Here is an 18,634-nt window from a genome sequence, read left to right on the forward strand (position 1 = left end):
GTCCTCAGCAATTACGGTTACCCGTAGTAGACGTCGGACCCCGCGCACGTCAGCCCGCGCCGGAAGGTCTCTAGACAACCAGAGAGGGGCCGTGACGCCGTGAATGCCACGACGATCACCATCGGCACGATTGCCGCGGTCATCAGCCTGTTCTGCTGGGCGTTGTTCCTGCGCGGCGTGTGGACAATGATCCGCGCCATCGCACAGGGCCAGCGCGTCGACAGTTCACGCTACTTCCCGATCCTCCCGCGACTGTGGACGATGCTCAAGGAGTTCGTCGGCCACACCCGGATGGTGAAGTTCCGAACGGTCGGCTGGGCGCACTGGCTGGTGATGTTCGGCTTCCTCATCGGCGCGATCTTTTGGTTCGAGGCCTACGGGCAGATCTTCGACCCGCACTTCCACTGGCCGGTCATCGGCGCCTGGAACATCTACATCTTCGCCGACGAGGTCCTCGGCCTCGGCACCGTCATCGGCATCACCGTGCTGATGATCATCCGCCAGCTCAATCACCCGCGGGTACCCGAGCGCCTGTCGCGCTTCTCCGGCTCCCGTTTTGGTGCCGCGTACTTCGTCGAGTGGGTGGTGCTGCTCGAGGGTCTGGGCATGGTCTTCGTCAAGACCTTCAAGATCTCGGCCGGCCTCGAGAATCCGCCCATCTGGACCTCCTTCTTCACCCACTACTTCGCCCAGCTCTTCGAAGGGTCCTCGGAGTACTGGGTCACCGGTGCCGCGGTCATCAAGCTAATGAGCGGCATGATCTGGCTGGCCGTGGTGGGCTCCAACATCGACTGGGGTGTGGCCTGGCACCGCTTTGCCGCGTTCTTCAACATCTATCTCAAGCGCGAGGCCGACGGCGGTGTCGCACTGGGTGCGGCCAAGCCGATGATGTCGGCGGGCAAGGTCCTCGACATGGAGACCGCCGACCCCGACGTCGACGCCTTCGGTGCCGGCAAGGCCGAGGACTTCTCCTGGAAGGCGTGGTTGGACTTCACCACGTGTACCGAGTGCGGCCGTTGCCAGAGCCAGTGCCCGGCATGGAACACCGGAAAACCGTTGAGCCCCAAGCTGCTCATCATGTCGCTGCGCGATCACGCGCAGGCCAAGGCGCCCTACCTGATCGCCGGTGGCCGCACCGACATGGGTGGCGACGAGGTGGGTCTCGTCGACGCCGACGGCAATCCCGACGAGGCCAAGCTCGCCAAGATCCCCGAGGCCGCGCGTGCCGAGGCCGCCCGCAAGCTGGTCGGCGAGTCGGCCGGCACCGGGGCGATCGACGGTGAACTCGGTGCGGTCATCGACACCGAAACCCTGTGGAGCTGCACCACCTGCGGGGCGTGTGTGGAGCAGTGCCCGGTCGACATCGAGCACGTCGACCACATCATCGACATGCGCCGCTACCAGGTGCTCATCGAGTCGGACTTCCCGACCGAGCTCGCGGGCATGTTCAAGAACCTGGAGAACAAGGGCAACCCGTGGGGCCAGAACTCCTCGGCGCGCACCAACTGGATCGACGAGATGGACATCGAGATCCCGGTGTTCGGCCAGGACGTCGAATCGTTCGAGGGCTTCGAGTACCTGTTCTGGGTGGGTTGTGCCGGCGCCTACGAGGACCGCGCAAAGAAGACCACCAAGGCCGTCGCCGAGCTGCTCGACATCGCCGCGGTGAACTTCCTGGTCCTCGGCGAGGGTGAGACCTGTACCGGTGACTCGGCTCGCCGCGCGGGCAACGAGTTCCTGTTCCAGATGCTGGCGCAGCAGAACATCGAGATGATGAACGAGGTCTTCTCGACGGCTCCGCAGCAGCGCAAGAAGATCGTCGTCACCTGTGCGCACTGTTTCAACGCGCTGGGCAACGAGTACCCGCAACTGGGCGCGACATACGAGGTCGTGCATCACACCCAGTTGCTGAACCGCCTGGTCCGGGAGAAGCGTCTGGTCCCCGTCGCGCCGCTCGGTGAGGGCGTGACCTACCACGACCCCTGCTACCTCGGTCGCCACAACAAGGTCTACGACGCCCCGCGCGAGCTGATGGCGGCCTCCGGGTCGAACCTGCGGGAGATGCCGCGCCACGGCGAACGGTCCATGTGCTGCGGCGCCGGTGGCGCCCGCATGTGGATGGAAGAGCAGATCGGCAAGCGCATCAACATCGACCGGGTCGACGAGGCACTCGACACCCTCGGCGACAAGATCGGCGGCGACGTCCCGCAGAAGGTCGCCACCGGTTGCCCGTTCTGCCGCGTGATGCTCACCGACGGGGTGACCGCCCGAACCTCGGGCACCGAGAACGAGGGCAAGGTCGAGGTCGTCGACGTCGCACAGTTGCTGCTCGAGTCGGTCACGCGTGGGGCCCCCGAGGTCAAGCGTGGTGGACGTTTCCTCGGTCCGATTCCCAAGCCGGCACCGGAGCCGGAACCCGAACCCGAGGAGGAGAAGGCTCCCGCCGCGGCCGCCGCATCTGCCGGTACCACGACCGAGGCCAAGCCGAAGCCGAAGGTCGGCCTGGGTATGAAGGGCGGCAAGAAGCCCGGTGCCGCCAAGGCCGCCCCCGCGGATTCGGCTGAGGCCGGCTCGGGTGACGCCGCTGCGGCCGAAAAGAAGCCCGCGGCCAAGGGATTCGGGATGAAGGGCGGCAAGAAGCCGGGCGCCGCCGCGAGCTCGGCCCCGGCGCCTGCTGCCGACGCCGGCTCGACCGAGACCGCAGCAGCCGAAAAGAAACCCGCCGCCAAGGGATTCGGGATGAAGGGCGGCAAGAAGCCCGGTGCCGCCGCGAAGTCCGCTGCGCCCGCACCGGCCGAGCAGGAGTCGTCGGCCGCGGTCGCCGACGCCGCCACCGAATCCGGTGAGACCAGCGGTGCTCCGAAGAAGGCCGCCGCCAAGGGCTTTGCGATGAGTGGCGGCAAGAAGCCCATGAAGAAGCCCGGGGGCGCTGCAAAGGCCCCGGCGCAACCGAATGCGGCCGCTGCCGACGCCGGAGTGACCGCACCCGCGGAAAACCAGGTGGACGACGCCGATTCCGCGCCCGACGCCGCGGCAACCGCCGACACCGAGTCGGCCGGCACGGTGAGCGCGGTGACCGAGGCGAGTACCGCCAAGGCCAAGGGCTTCGGTATGGCCGCAGGCAAGAAGCGCCCCGGGGCGAAGGCCGCAGCCGCACCCGCCGCATCCGCGACAGCGCCCGATGAGGAGCCGACAGCGCCCGAAGAAGCCGCGACGGCGCCTGCCGAGGAGCCAACGGCGCCTGCCGAGGACGAAACCCCGGCGGCGTCGTCCGACGGATCGGCGTCCAACGGATCAACATCGGACGATCGGACGATCGGCGAGGTCGGTGCGTCGAAGGCCAAGGGCTTCGGATTGGCCGCGGGCAAGAAGCGGCCCGGTCACCGGTCGTGACGATCGACGCCTGAATATCCGCTCACAACGAGCCCGCCCGGTGAATTCCGGGCGGGCTCGTTGCTTTCGGCTCGTCGAAGGGCGCTGTCGACGCCATGAGGAGCGCTGTCGGCGAAATGAAGGGCGCCGTCGCGGGTTTACTGGGCGCCGTCGGCGAAAACAGAGGGCGCTGTCGGCGAAACAGGGGGCGCCGCGAGCGCGCTCACCAACCCCGAGAAATCGATTTGCCTGCGGCTGCGACAATTGAACCCGTGAGTAGGCCTTACGTATCCCACCTGAACCAGAACCTCAAGCCGCTCGAGCAGTCCCTGAAGCTGCAGAACGTGTGCTACGAGATCAGGGGGCCGGTGCACGCGCACGCGGCCCGGTTGGAGGCCGAGGGCCACCGGATCATGAAGCTCAACATCGGCAACCCGGCGCTGTTCGGCTTCGAGGCCCCCGATGTCATCATGCGCGACATGATCCACGCCCTGCCCTACTCCCAGGGGTACTCCGAGTCCGCGGGCGTGCTGTCCGCCCGGCGGGCCGTCGTGACGCGCTATGAGCTCATCCCCGACTTCCCGTACTTCGACGTCGACGACGTGATCCTCGGCAACGGTGTCTCCGAGCTGATCACGATGACGATGCAGGCGCTGCTCAACGACGGCGACGAGGTCCTCATCCCGGCACCGGACTATCCACTCTGGACCGCGATGACCGCGCTGTCCGGCGGTCAGCCGGTGCACTATCGGTGCGACGAGAGCAACGGCTGGAACCCCGACATCGAGGACGTCGAGGCCAAGATCACCGACCGCACCAAGGCCCTTGTGATCATCAACCCGAACAACCCGACGGGCGCGGTCTACTCACGCGAGGTGCTCGAAAAACTGGCCGACATCGCGCGCAGACATTCGCTGCTGATCCTGGCCGACGAGATCTACGACAAGATCCTCTACGACGACGCCGTCCACACCAACATCGCCTCGTTGGCCCCGGATCTGTTGTGCCTCACCTTCAATGGGCTCTCCAAGGCCTACCGCGTGTGCGGTTATCGCGCCGGCTGGGTGGTCCTCACCGGCCCGAAGGAGCACGCGCAGGGCTTCATCGAGGGCCTCGGCATCCTCGCCTCGACGCGATTGTGTTCCAACGTGCCCGGCCAGCACGCGATTCAGGTGGCCCTCGGCGGGTATCAGAGCATCGACGCGCTCGTCGAGCCGGGCGGACGGCTGTACGAGCAGCGCAACGTCACGTGGGAGAAGCTCAATCAGATCCCCGGCGTCAGTTGCGTCAAACCCAGCGGCGCGCTGTATGCCTTCCCCCATCTCGACCCCGAGGTCCACCAGATCCACAACGACGAGCTGTTCGTCCAGGATCTTCTGCTACAGGAGAAGATCCTCGTGGTGCAGGGCACCGGCTTCAACCTCGACGACCACAATCACTTCCGGATCGTCACCCTGCCGTGGGCGCGTGAGCTCGGCGAGGCGATCGAGCGGATCGGCAACTTCCTCTCCTCGTACCGCCAGTAGCCAACCCGCAGTCACAGGTACCGACACACCGACGTCCGAGCCCCGGACGTCGGTGTTCTCGTATGCAGAGCCTGCCCATTGGCTATTCCTGTAACCGTTGGTAACGTGTACTCCCATCCAGGGGATCGAGGAGTCGATGGTGAGTTGGAAGCGGCGCAGAAACGTCAACAGCGCAGGGGTGAACCTCGCGCTGTTCGAGGCGGTCGCCGACGACGGCACCGCCACCGACGACGACGCGCCGACAATCCTTCTCGTGCACGGTTGGCCCGATACCCACGTGGTGTGGGACGGCGTCGCCTCCCATCTGGCCCGTCACGCTCGGGTCTTCGCCTACGACACCCGCGGCATGGGTGACAGCGATCGCCCGCTGCCGGTGTCGGCGTATCGGATCGAGAATCTCGCCGACGATCTGTTCGCCGTGGCGGCCGCGGTCAACCCGGGCGGCAAGGTTCACGTCGTTGCCCACGACTGGGGATCCATCCAGAGTTGGGAGGCCGTCTCGCGCAGCGGCGCCGCAACGCAGATCGCATCGTTCACCTCGATCTCCGGGCCGAGCCTCGACCACGTCGGAGCCTTGTTGCGCCACAACATCACTCACCCGACGCCACGCAATCTGGGCACCTCCATCTCGCAGATGGTCAGCTCCACCTACATCGGCCTGTTCCATCTACCGGTGCTGCCTCGACTGTTTCTCGGAGTTCTCGGCTCCCCGCGGGTGTGGCGCGAGTTCCTGCATCTGATGGACGGCACACCGCGCGATGCGATCACCACCGCCCCGACGCTACGCCGCGACATGAACTCCGGGGTCCGGTATTACCGCGCCAACATCCTTCGGCGCCTGCTGTTCCCGTCCCCGCGTACGGTCGCGGTACCGGTTCTCGAACTGCTCAACACCCGCGACTTCGCGATCCGTCCGGCAACGTTCTCGACCACCCACCGCTACGTCACCCGGCTGTGGCGCCGCGACGCCGCGACCGGGCATTGGCTGCCCTCGACGCACCCCGCCTACATCGCCGAGAACGTACACAACCTCCTCGCCACCCTCGACGGCGATCGTCTCGTCCCCGAGAGCTTTTCGCGAACACGACGTTTCGGCCCCGGGCAGGCGTTCACGGGCCGGCTCGCGGTCATCACCGGAGCGGGCAGCGGTATCGGCCGCGAAACGGCACGGGCCCTCGCCGAACTCGGATGCGACGTCGTCCTCGCCGACATCGACACCACAGGCGCCGAGGTGACCGCCCGCCTGTGCAAGGAAAGCGGCTCGGCCACAGCGGTATACCACCTCGACGTCGCCGACACCGACGCCTTCATCGACTTCGCGAAGGACGTCGAGCGTGAGCACGGGGTCCCCGACATCGTCGTGAACAACGCCGCGATCGGGCTCTCCGGATCGTCGCTCGACGCCACCGACGAACAGATCGATCGCCTGTTGGAGATCGATCTTCGCGGTGTCCTCACCGGGTGCCGGGAGTTCGGCCGACAGATGGTGACCCGCGGAACCGGCGGCCACATCGTCAATCTCGCGTCCGCGGCGGCCTTCACCCCGCAACGGGGGCTGGGCATCTTCGCCGCGGCCAAGGCCGGGGTGTTGCTCTACAGCGAATCGTTACGCGCGGAGCTGGCCGAGCATCACATCGGCGTCAGCGCCATCTGCCCCACCGTGCGCGACACACCGGACGCCGACGAGGTCGCCACACAGATCGTCACAGCGATCCGAGCCGACAAGGCCGTGGTGCCGGTGACAACCGAAGCCCGGATCGGTTATCGCCTCTACCGTTTCACCCCGTGGATCTCTCGTGTCATCGCCCGACGTCAGGTCGTCGGCGCGACGCGACCGTGAAAGGAACGATCATGTCTGCCCAGGCCCATTCCATCAACGACTCCCGCGAGCCCGCCGACGCCGACGGGTCCGACCCCGGCCCCGTCGAACTGCATGCCCGCAACGTTGCTTTCGACTGGACGCAGACACCACTGCACTGGATTCCCGGACACCCGGTCGCGTCGAACTTCATCAGCGTTCTCAATCTCCTTCTCCCCGAGGGCGAACGGTGGTTCGTCCAGACCTACAACGAGGCACTGCCACTGGTGCGCGACGACGAGCTCGCCGCAACGATGCGCGGATTCATCGGCCAGGAGGCCATGCATGCCGAGGCCCACGACCACGTGCTGTGGGAGTTCCTCGACCACCACGGCATCGATCCGCGCCCGTTCTGTCGGCAGATGGAGTGGATCTTCCGGAAGTTGTTGGGGCCACTGGAGAAAGCCACTCCGGCAGCGCGCCAGAAGCACCTCATCGAACGTTTGTGGCTGATCGCCGCGCTCGAGCACTACACCGCCATCCTCGGTGACTTCGCGCTCAACAACACCTGGGTCGAGCACGGCGCCGACCCGGCGATGACGGATCTGTTCACCTGGCACGGCGCGGAAGAGGTCGAACATCGGGCGGTCGCTCACGAGGTCGCGGTGTATTTCGGCGACAGCTACCTGCGTCGCGGGCGGGCCATGCTGGTGGCACTGCCGGTCTTGCTGCTGCTCGTCAATCGTGGGTTCCGGTTCATCATGAAGTCCGACCCGACGATCGACTACAACTTCTTCCAGCGCGAGTACCACTACTTCCGCGGGGTGCGAGCCGGGGTCCTGCCGAAGCTGTGGAAGATCGTCTTCTCGACCTTCAGCTACTTCCGTCCGGGGTTCCACCCCAACGAAATCGGTTCCACCGCACAGGCCGTCGCTTATCTGGCGGCCTCACCGGCGGCCCGGAACGCGAGCTGAGGAGCTGCGACGAGATGAACCAGCGCGCACATCCCCACACGACGACGTTGACCTCTCCGCCACCGCATCTCTACGGGCGCTGGCGCCACGACCCGTTGCTGACCGTCGGCACGGCCATCTCGAAGATCTGGTGGCCACTGTGGCGGCCGTTGTCGCCGCTGCACGACACCGTCGCCGACAACGGCATCACCGTGGTGCGCGTCGTCGGCCGTGAGGTGGTCGCCGAGGACGAGAACGTCGTCGCACTGACCTTCGCCGACCCCGACGGCGGGCTCCTGCAGCGCTGGCACGCCGGGGCACACCTGGATCTGCTGTTGCCGTCGGGCCGGATGCGTGAGTATTCGCTGTGCGGCGATCCCGCCGATCAGTACACCTATCGCATCGCCGTGCGCCGCATCCCCGACGGCGGTGGCGGATCGATCGAAGTGCACGACACGCTGAAGGTCGGTGATCTCCTCTCGATCAAGGGCCCGCGCAACGCCTTTCCGATCTCGCTTCCGGGTCATGGCTCCGCGGCGACAAAGCTGCGGTTCATCGCCGCGGGCATCGGGATCACACCGATCCTGCCGATGCTCGCCGCCGCCGAACGCTTCGGTCTGGACTGGTCGATGATCTACACCGGCCGCTCGCCCGAGTCGATCCCGTTCCGTGACGAGGTCGCGCGCTTCGGCGACAAGGTGACCATCCGCACCGACGACGCCGACGGACTTCCGACGATGGACGCACTCCTCGGTGCCGTCGACCCCGAGACCGGTCGTGCCCCATCGGGTCTCGCGGTGTACTGCTGTGGCCCGGTGCCGATGCTGGAAAGTCTGCGCCGACATCTCGCCGACCGCCCCGACATCGAGCTGCACTATGAGCGATTCACCCCACCGCCGGTGGAGAACGGCCGTGAGTTCATCGCGACCATCGCCTCCACCGGTGCCGAGATCACGGTCGGTGCAACCGAATCGCTGCTCTCTGCTGTGCAGCGCGAGATCCCGTCGGTGCCGTACTCGTGTCGACAGGGCTTCTGCGGAACCTGCAAACTCGGGACCCTCGCCGGGGCGATCGACCATCGCGACAACATCCTCACCGAGCCCGAGCGCGACGCAGGTCAGATCCTGACCTGCGTCTCACGCGCCCAGGGCGATCACCTCACGCTCGATCTCTGACCAACCCATCGTCGGCGGTATCACTGTCGCCGGCAACGGAATCCGCGGAGGGCGACACGCCACGCGGCGCCCCCGTAACAGCGCTGCTGCGGCCACCGCGGCCGCCGCGGTGATCGCCACCGCGACCCACACCGCCGAGTGCAGCCCGTCGACGAAGACGTCTTGCACGGCCGCGCGCATGGCGTCGGCCGCGGCACCCGGCGCCCGCCCGGCGACCTCGACACCGGCCATCACCGACTGTTCGGCGATGGCGCCCGCCGCATGGGGAACTCCGAGCGCGGCAAGCTTGTCCCCGACCCCCGAGGTGTAGACGGAGGTGAGCACCGACCCGAGCACCGCAACCCCCAGCGTGCCGCCGACCTCGCGCGTGGTGTCGTTGACGGCACTGCCCGCACCGGCCTGTTCGGGCTTGAGCGCATCCATGATCAGTTGCGTACACGGGCCGGAGATGAACGCCAATCCCATGGCCATCAGCGACATCGACCAGATGATCAGTTCCCAATAACCCGAAGTACGCGTGGAGAATTCGACCAGCGCGAAGCCGCCGGCCATCAGCAGCGCTCCGGCCACCACCACCGGACGTGGCGAGAAGCGGTGCGACAGCGCCATCGCGACCGGCGAGAAGACGGCCATCACCACCGCGAACGGCAGTGTGCGCACACCGGCGTCGAGCGGGCCGTATCCCTTGACCGCCTGGAAGAACTGGGTGATGAGGAAGATGAATCCGAACAGTGCGAAGAATGCGACGCTGACCATGCCTGCGGCGGTGGCGAAGTGGCGATTGGCGAAGAGCCGGACGTCGAGAATCGGATGTGCGATGACGAGTTGGCGCCAGATGAACAGCCCGATCACCACCACGGCACCGGCGAGACCACCGATGGTCCGCGGATCGCCCCACCCGAAGTGCGGCCCCTCGATCAGCGAATAGACCAGCAGGCCGAGGCCGACGATCGACAGCAGCAGACCGCCGATGTCGAAGCGGGACACCGTCGTCGGACGCGTTCCGGGTACGACGGCGACGATCGCGGCCGCCGCGATCACCCCCATCGGCAGGTTCACCCAGAACACCGACGACCAACTGAAGTGCTCGAGCAGCCACCCACCGAGCACCGGGCCGATCGCGACCGCCACGCCCGACGTCGCCGCCCAGACCCCCACGGCCGCAGCACGTTCGCGCCCCTCGGCGAAGATCGTGGTGATGAGGGCCAGGGTCGCCGGAAAGACCAGTGCGGCAAAGAGTCCCAGTCCGCCACGGGCGGTGATCAACTGCCCCAGGGTCTGCGACTCGGCCGCGAGCGCCGAGACGGCAACGAATCCGGCGATGCCGAGCAGCAGCATCCGGCGATGCCCGTAGCGGTCACCGAGATATCCGCCGGTGACGAGGAGACCGGCGAACACGAGGGTGTAGGCGTCGACGATCCATTGCAGTCCGGAGATGCCGGCGTCGAGATCGCGCGACATGGTCGGCAGCGCGACATTGACGATCGTGTTGTCGATCATCACGAGTAGTTCGGCGAAGCACAGGGCGCCCAGCGCCCACCAACGAGTCCGCATCACACGTCCTTTCGGGAAACGGCCAGAAGAGTTCTGTAACGGCGATCCATTGTTGTAGCACGTTGTTCTACACAAGAAGAACACTGTTCTAGTAGGTTGTCAATATGGCCAGCCCCTCGACCCCCGGTTCTCCGACGCGCGCTTCCTCACCCCAGCGCCGCACCCCTGCCACCGAGGTTCGCGCCAATCTGATCCGCGCCGGGCGCCGCATTCTCGAGACCGACGGGGTCAACGGCCTCACCGTGCGGGCGGTCGCAAAGGCCGCGGGGGTCGCGCCGATGGGTGTCTACAACCACTTCGACGGCAAGGAAGGACTACTCGACGCCCTGGTCAGCGACGCCTTCGTCGAGTTGGGACGGGTCGTTGCCACCACCGAGGCCGACGCCACCGAGCGACTGGCCCACAGCGGGCGGGCCTACCGGCAGTTCGCCCTCGATTACCCGATGCTCTACGCGCTGATGTTCTCCGCGGACTGCGATCCGTCGACCGAGGCCGCCGCGTCGGCGTTCGACGCACTCGCCGACGTGATTCGCTACGGTCAGGTCGCGGGCGTGATCCGGGTGGGCGACCCGCTGGAATTGGCGATGCAGGTGTGGTCGTGTGTCCACGGCGCGGTCAGCCTCGAGTTGGCGGACGCGGGTCCACCCTTCATCGATCCCGCGCAGAACTATGGCGCGGTGATCGCACTGATCGCGCGCGGACTGCGCCCCTGACCACTCGCAGTTCGCCGACCTGGCCGAACGTCGAGGCCCATCTGAGAGAATGTGCAATCGTGACCGAATACCGGATTGACGACCTGGCGCGCGCGGCCGGGACGACCACCCGGAATGTGCGCGGGTATCAGGACCGTGGCCTGCTACCGCGACCGCTCCGACGCGGGCGCATCGCCATCTACACCGATGCCCACCTCAAGCGCCTGAAGGTGATCAACGACCTGCTCAAGCGTGGTTTCACGATTCGCCACATCGGCGAATTCCTCACCGGGGTACAGCGCGGCGACGACCTCGCCGACGTCCTCGGGTTGCGCGAGGTGGTCTCCGAGCGGTGGTCGACGACGCAATCGGCGACGGTGAGCGCCGACGAACTCGCCGAGATGCTGCACACCACCGACCCCGACAACATCGCTCGGCTCACCGAGTTCGGCCTCATCCGGCCCGACTCCGACGATCCCGACCCGAAGGGTTACGTGATCCTCGACCCCGAGACCGTCGCCGGATACGGCCGCCTCGTCGCGCTCGGTCTCACCCTGAGTCACATCCTCGACGTCCACGCCGAACTCGATCGCGCGATGGATGCCGCCGCGAACACCCTCATCTCCGCGGGCCGGCGTCAGGTGACGCTGGGGCATGCCGACGGGTGGATTCCGCAGACTGCCGAGGAGTCCGAGAAGACCACCCGGCTCCTCACCGAACTCCGTCGCTCAGGCCAGGTTTCGGCGCACAATGCGCTCGACCGCGCACTCGATCGGGACATGGCACGCCAGCTCGCCGACTACCTCGACGCCGCACGCGAATCCGGCCAGGACCCCGAGCTCGCCGACTGAACCATTGGGCGCAGAACTCGCCGGGCTCGCGCGCCTCACGGAATGACGATGGGCGGGCGACCGGGGATCGGGATGGTCAGTCGGGGCGCGGGTCGCGGCTGAGCCCGGCGTGGTGGGTTGTTGGGGGTGCGCGAGTTGGTCTGAACCGGCGGCGGAGGCGGCGGTGGCGTCGTATAGACGACCGCGGGTTGACGCGCCTGCACCAGATCTGACGGGTCGGCGAACTGCGGTGGCGAGGTCGGCGTCGACGACGTCGCGGCGGCCTGCTCGGTGGTCGTCGAGACCGCGGCCGCAGGCGGTGCCGGTGCGGGCGAGCTACCGGCGGACGACACGGCCATCGCGGCCCCGAAGACGAGCAGCACCCCGGCCACCGCACCGCCGAGCAGCCAGCGCGGCCGCGAATACCATCGGCGATCCGCCGCGTGGAGCTCCGAACCGGCAAACACACCGTGGTCGTAGAGGGAATCCTCGTGAAGTGGATCGTCGCTGTGGGGATGATCGTCGCCGTGTAGTACCGGAATCTTGTCGGTCACCGTGAGGATCTCCTCGGTGACGGCGTCGGCGACCTCGGGCGTGGACTGCTCGGCGGCGAGTGACCCTGGGGCGGGCGGCTCGGCGGCAGGCGGCTCGGTGGCAAGCCCTGTGGCGATCGGTGCGGGCTCCACGACGCTGACGACGTCACCGCTGACCGGGCCGGGGGTCGGGAAATCGCCGGACGGCGTCGGTGTCACGCCATGGGTCGGCGTGTGCAGGCTGGCCTCGTCGTCGACGACGATGACCGGCTTGCGGCGCGCGTCGGCGAGCATCGCGGGCAGTCCGGGCCACTGCGTATGGGTGGTGGTGAGCACGACGGGTGCATCGGTGGACCCGGTCTGCGCGAGCACCCCGTCGAGATGTACCGCGAGGTCGGCGACCAGCGCGGCGGTGGCCACCTCGACGTCGCGTCGCGTCACGCGGAACAGCCGGACCTGCCGCTCACCCATGATGAACGCACCGCCCGACGCCGCGAGCCGGGTGCGGGCCCGGCCGGCCAGTTTGCGGAGTTCGTCGCGCCACTCGTCATCGGTGGGGCGGTTGACCCGCCCGACCGCGACGAGGTGGTCGGCGAGTGCGCGATCGAGCTCGCGCGGCGTGATGTCGTGCAGCGGGGGTGCAGCCAGAAGTACCTGGTCATCGACGGTGTCGGCGACCACGATCACCGCTCCGGAGACGTCGAGGTCCACGACCGCGGCGACATGCGCGCCCAGGGTGGAGACCCGCTGTCGGACCGGCTCGGTGAGAGCCGCGTCGATCACGCGGGTTGCGGTGTGTGACTGTTCGATCATCGTGGGTGACATTCCTGCGGTCGTCGGGGGCGCGGCACTCGTCGACCGATTACCCCGGTCGAACCGGGATGAATCCCGGTCGCCCGGACGCCCCCCTGCGCCCATCGATTGTCAACTTAGCATGTGACCGCGTCGTGACCGGACCGATGAGAGAGCGGTCATCCGGTCGGCGGGCCCGGCGACCTCCGCCGATGTGGTCACCGGCGATGGTCGGCGGACCTCGCCGCCGAGGGCCCGATACTCCCAACCGGCTGCCCGCCACTGCGCTGCCGCGAGGCATCGGCGGCCGTCGACGATGACGCGGTGCGCGACGACGCCGTCGAACTCATCGGGGCTCATGTGGACGAATTCGGCCCATTCGGTGGCCAGTGCGAGGACGTCGGCGTCGGCGGCCGCGGCGCGCGCGGTGTCGGCGAAGTGGAGCATCGGGTACATGCGACGCGCGTTGTCGGAGGCCTTCGGATCGAAGACCGTCACCGACGCACCCCGCAACGCGAGCTGGCCGGCCACCGAGAGGGCGGGCGAATCACGGACGTCGTCGCTCTCGGGTTTGAATGCGGCGCCGAGGATCGCGATGTTCGCACCGATGAGATCACCGGGGCAGGCGTCCTCGATCAGATCGACCATCGCCGCACGCCTGCGCATGTTGATCGCGTCGACCTCGTGCAGGAAGCGCAAGGTGCGCCCGGCGCCGAGCTCCTCGGCGCGTGCCATGAACGCGCGGATGTCCTTGGGGAGGCAACCACCGCCGAAACCCAAGCCGGCGTTGAGGAATCGTCGACCGATCCGGTTGTCGTAGCCGATGGCGTCGGCCAGGGCCGAGACGTCGGCGCCGACGACCTCACACAATTCACTGACGGCATTGATGAACGAGATCTTGGTCGCCAGAAAGGCATTCGCGGAGGTCTTCACCAATTCCGCAGTGGCCCAATCGGTGGTGACCATCGGGACGCCGGTGTCGAGGATCTCGCGGTACACCTCGCCGATCACCGCGACCGCGGCGCTCGACGACGGATCATGCGCCGGGTCGGTGCCGACGACGATGCGATCGGGGCGCAGCGTGTCCTCGACGGCGAATCCCTCGCGGAGGAACTCCGGACTCCATGCCAGTTCGACGTCGGCGAGGTCGCCGGTGATCGCCGCGATCCGCTCGGCGAGTTCGGCCGAGGTTCCCACCGGGACAGTCGATTTCCCGATGATCAGGTGCTCGCCGCGCACGAGCCCGGCGAGCGTTTCCACAGCCGAGAAGACGTGTGAGGTGTCGGCGCCGTAGCCGCGCGCCTGTTGCGGGGTGCCCACACCGACGAAGTGCACGTCGCCGTGGTCGGCGGCCGCTTGCATCGACGTCGAGAACTCGAGGCGGCCGGCGGCGATGTTGCGGCGCAAGATGTCGGAGAGTCCGGGCTCGAAGAACGGCACCTCACCGGCGCGCAGGCGGGCGACCTTCTCGGCGTCGACATCGACCCCGAGGACGTCATGCCCGAGTTCGGCCATGCAGGCCGCGTGCGTCGCGCCGAGGTAACCACATCCGATCACGGTGAGCTTCATAGGAGTAGACGTACGCGCGGCGTCGGGCGCACAGCCCACCATGGCGTGGCGACGCAGCGACGCGTCGGTGAACTCCCGCCCTCGTGCTCTCGCCGATTTTCCTCCCGATGGCCGACGCCTCCCCCGACGATCGAGGCCTCCCCCGATGGTCGAGGCCTCCCCCGATGGTCGACGCCTTCCCCCGATGGTCGAGGTGAGAGGAGCGATAGCGACGAACCTCGAGACCACCCTCACCGACGCCGGAACCACCCCTCCACCGATCGCCGACGCCTTCCCCGACGGTCGAGGTGAGAGGAGCGATAGCGACGAACCTCGAGACCACCCTCACCGACGCCGGAACCACCCCTCCACCGAAGGCCGACGCCTTCCCCCGATGGTCGAGGTGAGAGGAGCGATAGCGACGAACCTCGAGACCACCCTCACCGACGCCGGAACCCGCCCACGGCCCTTCAGTCGGCGTCGCGCACGAAGTTCAGATACGCCTTCGACGGCGTCGGTCCCCGCTGTCCTTGGTACTTCGAGCCGACCGCGGCACTTCCGTACGGATTCAGCGCGGCGCTGGTCAGCCGCAGTAGACAGAGCTGCCCGATCTTCATCCCCGGCCACAGCGTGATCGGCAGGTTCGCCACATTCGACAGCTCGAGGGTGATGTGACCGGAGAAGCCCGGGTCGATGAACCCTGCGGTCGAGTGCGTCAGCAGCCCGAGGCGTCCCAGTGACGACTTGCCCTCGAGTCGGCCGGCGAGGTCGTCGGGCAGGGAGCACACCTCCAGCGTCGACCCGAGCACGAACTCGCCCGGATGAAGCACGAACGGCTCCCCCGGAGCCGGCTCGACCAGGGTCGTCAGCTCGTCCTGGCGCTGTGCGGGGTCGATGTGGGTGTAGCGGGTGTTGTTGAACACCCGGAACAACCCGTCGAGGCGCACATCGATGCTCGACGGCTGGACGAGAGCAGCGTCGAACGGGTCCAGCGCGAGGCGCCCGCTGTCGATGGCGGCATGGATGTCGCGGTCGGAGAGCAGCACACTGCGAGGCTATCGGACCAGCGTGCGCAGACGTAGCAGAAGGTTCGCCCAGGGAGTGACGTTCTGCTACGTCTGCGACGCTGGGAAGACGTACCGTCACTACCCATGGACGACGGGCGGCTCTTCGCCGAGATCGCCGATGAGCGTCGGCGTCTGGCCGACCAACTGAGCGGGCTGACCGACGAACAGTGGGCCACACCGTCGTTGTGCGCGGGCTGGACCTGTCGGGACGTCGTGGCGCATCTGGTGATGCCGCTGGTGGTATCGACGCCGACGATCGTCCTCGCGATGATCCGCGCGTTCGGCGACTTCGACAAGGCCAACGTCGCGGTGACGACCAAGGTCGCGCAGCGTTACGACGACCTGGCCGCAGTGCTGCGCGACAAGGCCGACAAGCGATTCACCCCGCCCGGCAACGGACCGCTTGCACCCTTGAGCGACATCGTGATTCATGGAGCCGACATCCGCCGACCACTCGGTCTGCCGTCGACCACCGATCCCGACCGTCGTCGGACCGTCCTGGACTTCCTCGTCACCCCCAAGGCGTCGCGCGGCTTCACCGACGGTGTTGCCCCGGTCCGCTGGGTGGCGACGGATCTCGACTGGACCTTCGGCGACGGGCCCGATGTCCGGGGTCCCGCCGAGTCGTTGATGCTGGTCATGACAGGCCGTGGCATCGCCATGGCCGATCTCACCGGCGACGGGGTCGCGACGCTGACCTGAACGCGCCGCATGTCGCGACCTGCTGCGACGCGCTCGACAGATCCTTTGCTAGCATTGCCGTCGCGGGTCCTCGGGTCCGCACGCCGATGTAGTTCAATGGCAGAACATCAGCTTCCCAAGCTGAATACGCGGGTTCGATTCCCGTCATCGGCTCCACGGTAGGTCCTGCTATCACCGCAGGTAAGAGCACCTTTTGGTCATGATTCTGCTGTCTCCCTCCCTTCGTTCTCCGTAGAAGTACGAGCCAGGTACAAGTTCAGCTGGACAACCGCCTCGGCGTGATCGTTCCGTGCAACCCGGGCGTACCGATCGGTTTGCCTTAATGAAGAGTGACCCGCAAGTTCGCGAACTTCCATGAGCGGAATCCCGGCCCGAATCCACGTGACGATCGCTGTGGCGCGTAAATCATGCCAGTGGAAGTTCGGATGACCGAGCTCCTTCACGATGTCCCGGAAGCCGGATCGCGATAGCACGTTGGCGTGTCGAAGCTGGCCACCCTTTACACCGGTGAAGAAGAACCCCGTGCGATGCTTCTTCTCGGGCCGCCAGCGGCGCTCCAGCACCTCATGAAGGTCCGCAGGCCAGGGCGCGGTCCGTGTCTTGCCGTTCTTGGGCGGTTTCAGTTCTCGTGTCTTACCGACACCTGACCATGCCCGACGAACCATAACCCGACCGACAGACGGGTCAATATCTCCATGCTGTAGGGCGAGCAGTTCCCCGGCTCGAAGTCCCGTCAGAGCTGCGACGAGCGCCATATCGGCGTAGAGCTGGTCCTTCTCGGCGAGCTTCACTAGGACGATCCGCAGTTCATCCGGCGTCAACGTCAGCACATCTCGTTCAACGCCTTTGGCCGGCTTGCGTGCTTTTAGAACGACATTGGCTTGTATCGCATCCATCTCAACGGCGTGATTCAACGCACGACTGAGCGCGCTCCGAGTTCCCATTAGAACCGTGTACGTAGTGCCATCCGCAGCCCACTTAGCTTGTGCGCGTTCAATATCCAGGCTCGTCAGCTCGTTGAGTCGAATCCTGCCCAGAGTCGGAATAATTCGTAGCCGATGATGCCCTCGGTAGTTCGCCGCCGTCTGCTGGCTCGCCAGTCCCCACAGAATTTCGTCCTCGTACTTCTCGATAAACCTCTGCAGGTGCATCGCCGCAAGATCGGAGCGGACGACTCCCCACTCACGTGCGATAAATTCCTCAGCCTCCCGCTTTGTCGGGAACTTCCGCTTCCGCTCCCCTACCGTCTTCTGCGCGATGGGATCCCAATTTGTCCAGCGCACCTGCCAAGACACCGCGCCCCCGGTGCGAACCTTCTTGGGCACCGGGGGCGCGTGACGCCGCCTCGGGTTAGGCGTCATTTGTCTGTAATCCGTCCTTTCACCTTATCGACCAGACAGCGCAGCAGTAATCGCAGCGCAACTGACGATAATCGAGCTCACACACCCCTTGACCATCCACCCAGCGCCCACAACCGGGGCATTGACTTTCCCGGCCCCACGTCGCTGCGCGACGTAGATCCGGCCAGAACTCCAGTGGTTGCGTCTCAATCTCAATCACCTCGTCCGGTTTACCCAGCGGGACAAGCGCTTGTTCGACCTCGACTTCCAGCTGTCCGCCGTTCTTCCCAGTTACGCGCAGCAAGAGATGATCGAAATCGAACCAAGTGCCGCAATCCGCGCACTGCATCACATCGCCGAGCTCACCCACAAGCGGTGCCTCGCGACCGCAGCCACAGATCGCCTTCGATTCGAGGCTCTTGACGATTGCAGATGAGACAAGCCGTTCAAGATCGTTCATGCCGAAACCCGCTCCGCAATGAACCGCTCGACGTCTTCAAGTCGGAAACGTCGTTCCCGCCCGCTCAGTAGCACGCAACGAAGTTGACGTTGTCGAGCCAAGTTATGGACCCGCCAGGTGCTGATCTGCAAAATCTCCGCCACACCGTCAGCAGTTAGCAGCGCTATCGGCGTCTGACTAACAACTTTCACCTTCATGTTCTCCTCCTAGCCGTGAGCGTTCGGTCGACGCTCGAACGCTAGACTATCAGATAGTTTTACAGTTCTATCTCATGAAGTCAGTTGAACCTACC

The 18,634-nt window shown here is 66.4% G+C and carries 15 protein-coding genes and 1 tRNA gene; 9 read left to right on the top strand and 7 right to left on the bottom strand.

Going from position 1 to position 18,634, the window contains the following annotated elements:
• The first annotated feature begins 99 nt into the window (after nt 1-99).
• The 5 genes from GOPIP_RS12370 (at nt 100) to GOPIP_RS12390 (ending at nt 8,824) form a co-directional block, all read left to right on the top strand.
• The gene (locus GOPIP_RS12370; protein WP_020173236.1) at nt 100-3,393 is read left to right on the top strand and encodes a (Fe-S)-binding protein; all 3,294 of its coding nucleotides are present in this window, start codon (nt 100-102) and stop codon (nt 3,391-3,393) included.
• 251 nt (nt 3,394-3,644) lie between these two features.
• Entirely contained in the window at nt 3,645-4,898 is a 1,254-nt protein-coding gene (locus GOPIP_RS12375) for a pyridoxal phosphate-dependent aminotransferase (protein ID WP_006369995.1), read from the top strand.
• Nucleotides 4,899-5,034: 136 nt separating this feature from the next.
• The gene (locus GOPIP_RS12380) at nt 5,035-6,738 is read left to right on the top strand and encodes an SDR family oxidoreductase (RefSeq protein WP_006369996.1); all 1,704 of its coding nucleotides are present in this window, start codon (nt 5,035-5,037) and stop codon (nt 6,736-6,738) included.
• 11 nt (nt 6,739-6,749) lie between these two features.
• Nucleotides 6,750-7,670 (top strand): metal-dependent hydrolase, encoded by a 921-nt coding sequence (locus GOPIP_RS12385; RefSeq protein ID WP_006369997.1) that lies wholly within the window; start codon nt 6,750-6,752, stop codon nt 7,668-7,670.
• 14 nt (nt 7,671-7,684) lie between these two features.
• Complete coding sequence (locus tag GOPIP_RS12390; RefSeq protein WP_006369998.1) at nt 7,685-8,824, top strand: PDR/VanB family oxidoreductase; 1,140 nt, start codon at nt 7,685-7,687, stop codon at nt 8,822-8,824.
• Here GOPIP_RS12390 and GOPIP_RS12395 read toward each other — a convergent pair.
• On the bottom strand, nt 8,786-10,378 hold the full coding sequence (locus GOPIP_RS12395) for an MFS transporter (RefSeq protein ID WP_006369999.1): 1,593 nt from the start codon (nt 10,376-10,378) through the stop codon (nt 8,786-8,788). The two genes, GOPIP_RS12390 and GOPIP_RS12395, sit on opposite strands and share 39 nt — an antisense overlap.
• A 104-nt stretch (nt 10,379-10,482) precedes the next feature.
• On the opposite strand from GOPIP_RS12395, the gene GOPIP_RS12400 reads away from it, so the two are divergent.
• Nucleotides 10,483-11,091 carry a TetR/AcrR family transcriptional regulator gene (locus tag GOPIP_RS12400; RefSeq protein ID WP_006370000.1) on the top strand — a complete coding sequence of 203 codons (609 nt, stop codon included), beginning with the start codon at nt 10,483-10,485 and terminating at the stop codon, nt 11,089-11,091.
• A 59-nt stretch (nt 11,092-11,150) separates the two neighbouring features.
• Nucleotides 11,151-11,921, top strand: coding sequence for a MerR family transcriptional regulator (locus GOPIP_RS12405; protein WP_006370001.1), 771 nt, complete (start codon nt 11,151-11,153; stop codon nt 11,919-11,921).
• A gap of 35 nt (nt 11,922-11,956) precedes the next feature.
• On the opposite strand, the gene GOPIP_RS12410 is transcribed toward GOPIP_RS12405, so the two are convergent.
• From GOPIP_RS12410 to dcd, 3 genes are all read right to left on the bottom strand, one after another.
• The gene (locus GOPIP_RS12410) at nt 11,957-13,246 is read right to left on the bottom strand and encodes a hypothetical protein (RefSeq protein WP_006370002.1); all 1,290 of its coding nucleotides are present in this window, start codon (nt 13,244-13,246) and stop codon (nt 11,957-11,959) included.
• Nucleotides 13,247-13,357: 111 nt separating this feature from the next.
• Nucleotides 13,358-14,794, bottom strand: a complete 1,437-nt coding sequence (locus tag GOPIP_RS12415) for a UDP-glucose dehydrogenase family protein (RefSeq protein ID WP_006370003.1) — start codon at nt 14,792-14,794, stop codon at nt 13,358-13,360.
• A gap of 449 nt (nt 14,795-15,243) precedes the next feature.
• The gene (gene dcd, locus GOPIP_RS12420; RefSeq protein WP_006370004.1) at nt 15,244-15,819 is read right to left on the bottom strand and encodes a dCTP deaminase; all 576 of its coding nucleotides are present in this window, start codon (nt 15,817-15,819) and stop codon (nt 15,244-15,246) included.
• A gap of 105 nt (nt 15,820-15,924) precedes the next feature.
• Between dcd and GOPIP_RS12425 the strand changes: the two genes are divergently transcribed.
• Together GOPIP_RS12425 and GOPIP_RS12430 are read left to right on the top strand one after the other, a co-directional pair.
• On the top strand, nt 15,925-16,542 hold the full coding sequence (locus tag GOPIP_RS12425; RefSeq protein WP_006370005.1) for a maleylpyruvate isomerase family mycothiol-dependent enzyme: 618 nt from the start codon (nt 15,925-15,927) through the stop codon (nt 16,540-16,542).
• An 82-nt stretch (nt 16,543-16,624) separates the two neighbouring features.
• A tRNA-Gly gene (locus tag GOPIP_RS12430) sits at nt 16,625-16,698 on the top strand.
• A gap of 41 nt (nt 16,699-16,739) precedes the next feature.
• Here GOPIP_RS12430 and GOPIP_RS12435 read toward each other — a convergent pair.
• Genes GOPIP_RS12435 through GOPIP_RS29890 form a run of 3 tightly spaced genes read right to left on the bottom strand, consistent with a single transcriptional unit; the run spans nt 16,740 to nt 18,539 of the window.
• Entirely contained in the window at nt 16,740-17,867 is a 1,128-nt protein-coding gene (locus GOPIP_RS12435; protein ID WP_035727885.1) for a tyrosine-type recombinase/integrase, read from the bottom strand.
• A 55-nt stretch (nt 17,868-17,922) separates the two neighbouring features.
• A complete protein-coding gene (locus GOPIP_RS28750; RefSeq protein WP_006370007.1) occupies nt 17,923-18,342 on the bottom strand; it encodes a hypothetical protein in 420 nt (139 codons plus the stop codon).
• Entirely contained in the window at nt 18,339-18,539 is a 201-nt protein-coding gene (locus GOPIP_RS29890; RefSeq protein ID WP_081482499.1) for a helix-turn-helix domain-containing protein, read from the bottom strand. Before GOPIP_RS29890 ends, GOPIP_RS28750 begins: the two co-directional genes overlap by 4 nt.
• Nucleotides 18,540-18,634: the final 95 nt, after the last annotated feature.

The sequence above is a fragment of the Gordonia polyisoprenivorans NBRC 16320 = JCM 10675 genome (assembly GCF_000241325.1).
GTDB classification, from domain to species: domain Bacteria; phylum Actinomycetota; class Actinomycetes; order Mycobacteriales; family Mycobacteriaceae; genus Gordonia; species Gordonia polyisoprenivorans.

Excerpts from the sequence above, each read along its gene's own strand:
- GOPIP_RS12380 (WP_006369996.1), top strand. The coding sequence starts at position 5,035 with ATGGTGAGTTGGAAGCGGCGCAGAAACGTCAACAGCGCAGGGGTGAAC.
- GOPIP_RS12385 (WP_006369997.1), top strand. The coding sequence starts at position 6,750 with ATGTCTGCCCAGGCCCATTCCATCAACGACTCCCGCGAGCCCGCCGAC.
- GOPIP_RS12390 (WP_006369998.1), top strand. The coding sequence starts at position 7,685 with ATGAACCAGCGCGCACATCCCCACACGACGACGTTGACCTCTCCGCCA.
- GOPIP_RS12395 (WP_006369999.1), bottom strand. The coding sequence starts at position 10,378 with ATGCGGACTCGTTGGTGGGCGCTGGGCGCCCTGTGCTTCGCCGAACTA.
- GOPIP_RS12400 (WP_006370000.1), top strand. The coding sequence starts at position 10,483 with ATGGCCAGCCCCTCGACCCCCGGTTCTCCGACGCGCGCTTCCTCACCC.
- GOPIP_RS12410 (WP_006370002.1), bottom strand. The coding sequence starts at position 13,246 with ATGATCGAACAGTCACACACCGCAACCCGCGTGATCGACGCGGCTCTC.
- GOPIP_RS12415 (WP_006370003.1), bottom strand. The coding sequence starts at position 14,794 with ATGAAGCTCACCGTGATCGGATGTGGTTACCTCGGCGCGACGCACGCG.
- GOPIP_RS12425 (WP_006370005.1), top strand. The coding sequence starts at position 15,925 with ATGGACGACGGGCGGCTCTTCGCCGAGATCGCCGATGAGCGTCGGCGT.
- GOPIP_RS28750 (WP_006370007.1), bottom strand. The coding sequence starts at position 18,342 with ATGAACGATCTTGAACGGCTTGTCTCATCTGCAATCGTCAAGAGCCTC.
- GOPIP_RS29890 (WP_081482499.1), bottom strand. The coding sequence starts at position 18,539 with ATGAAGGTGAAAGTTGTTAGTCAGACGCCGATAGCGCTGCTAACTGCT.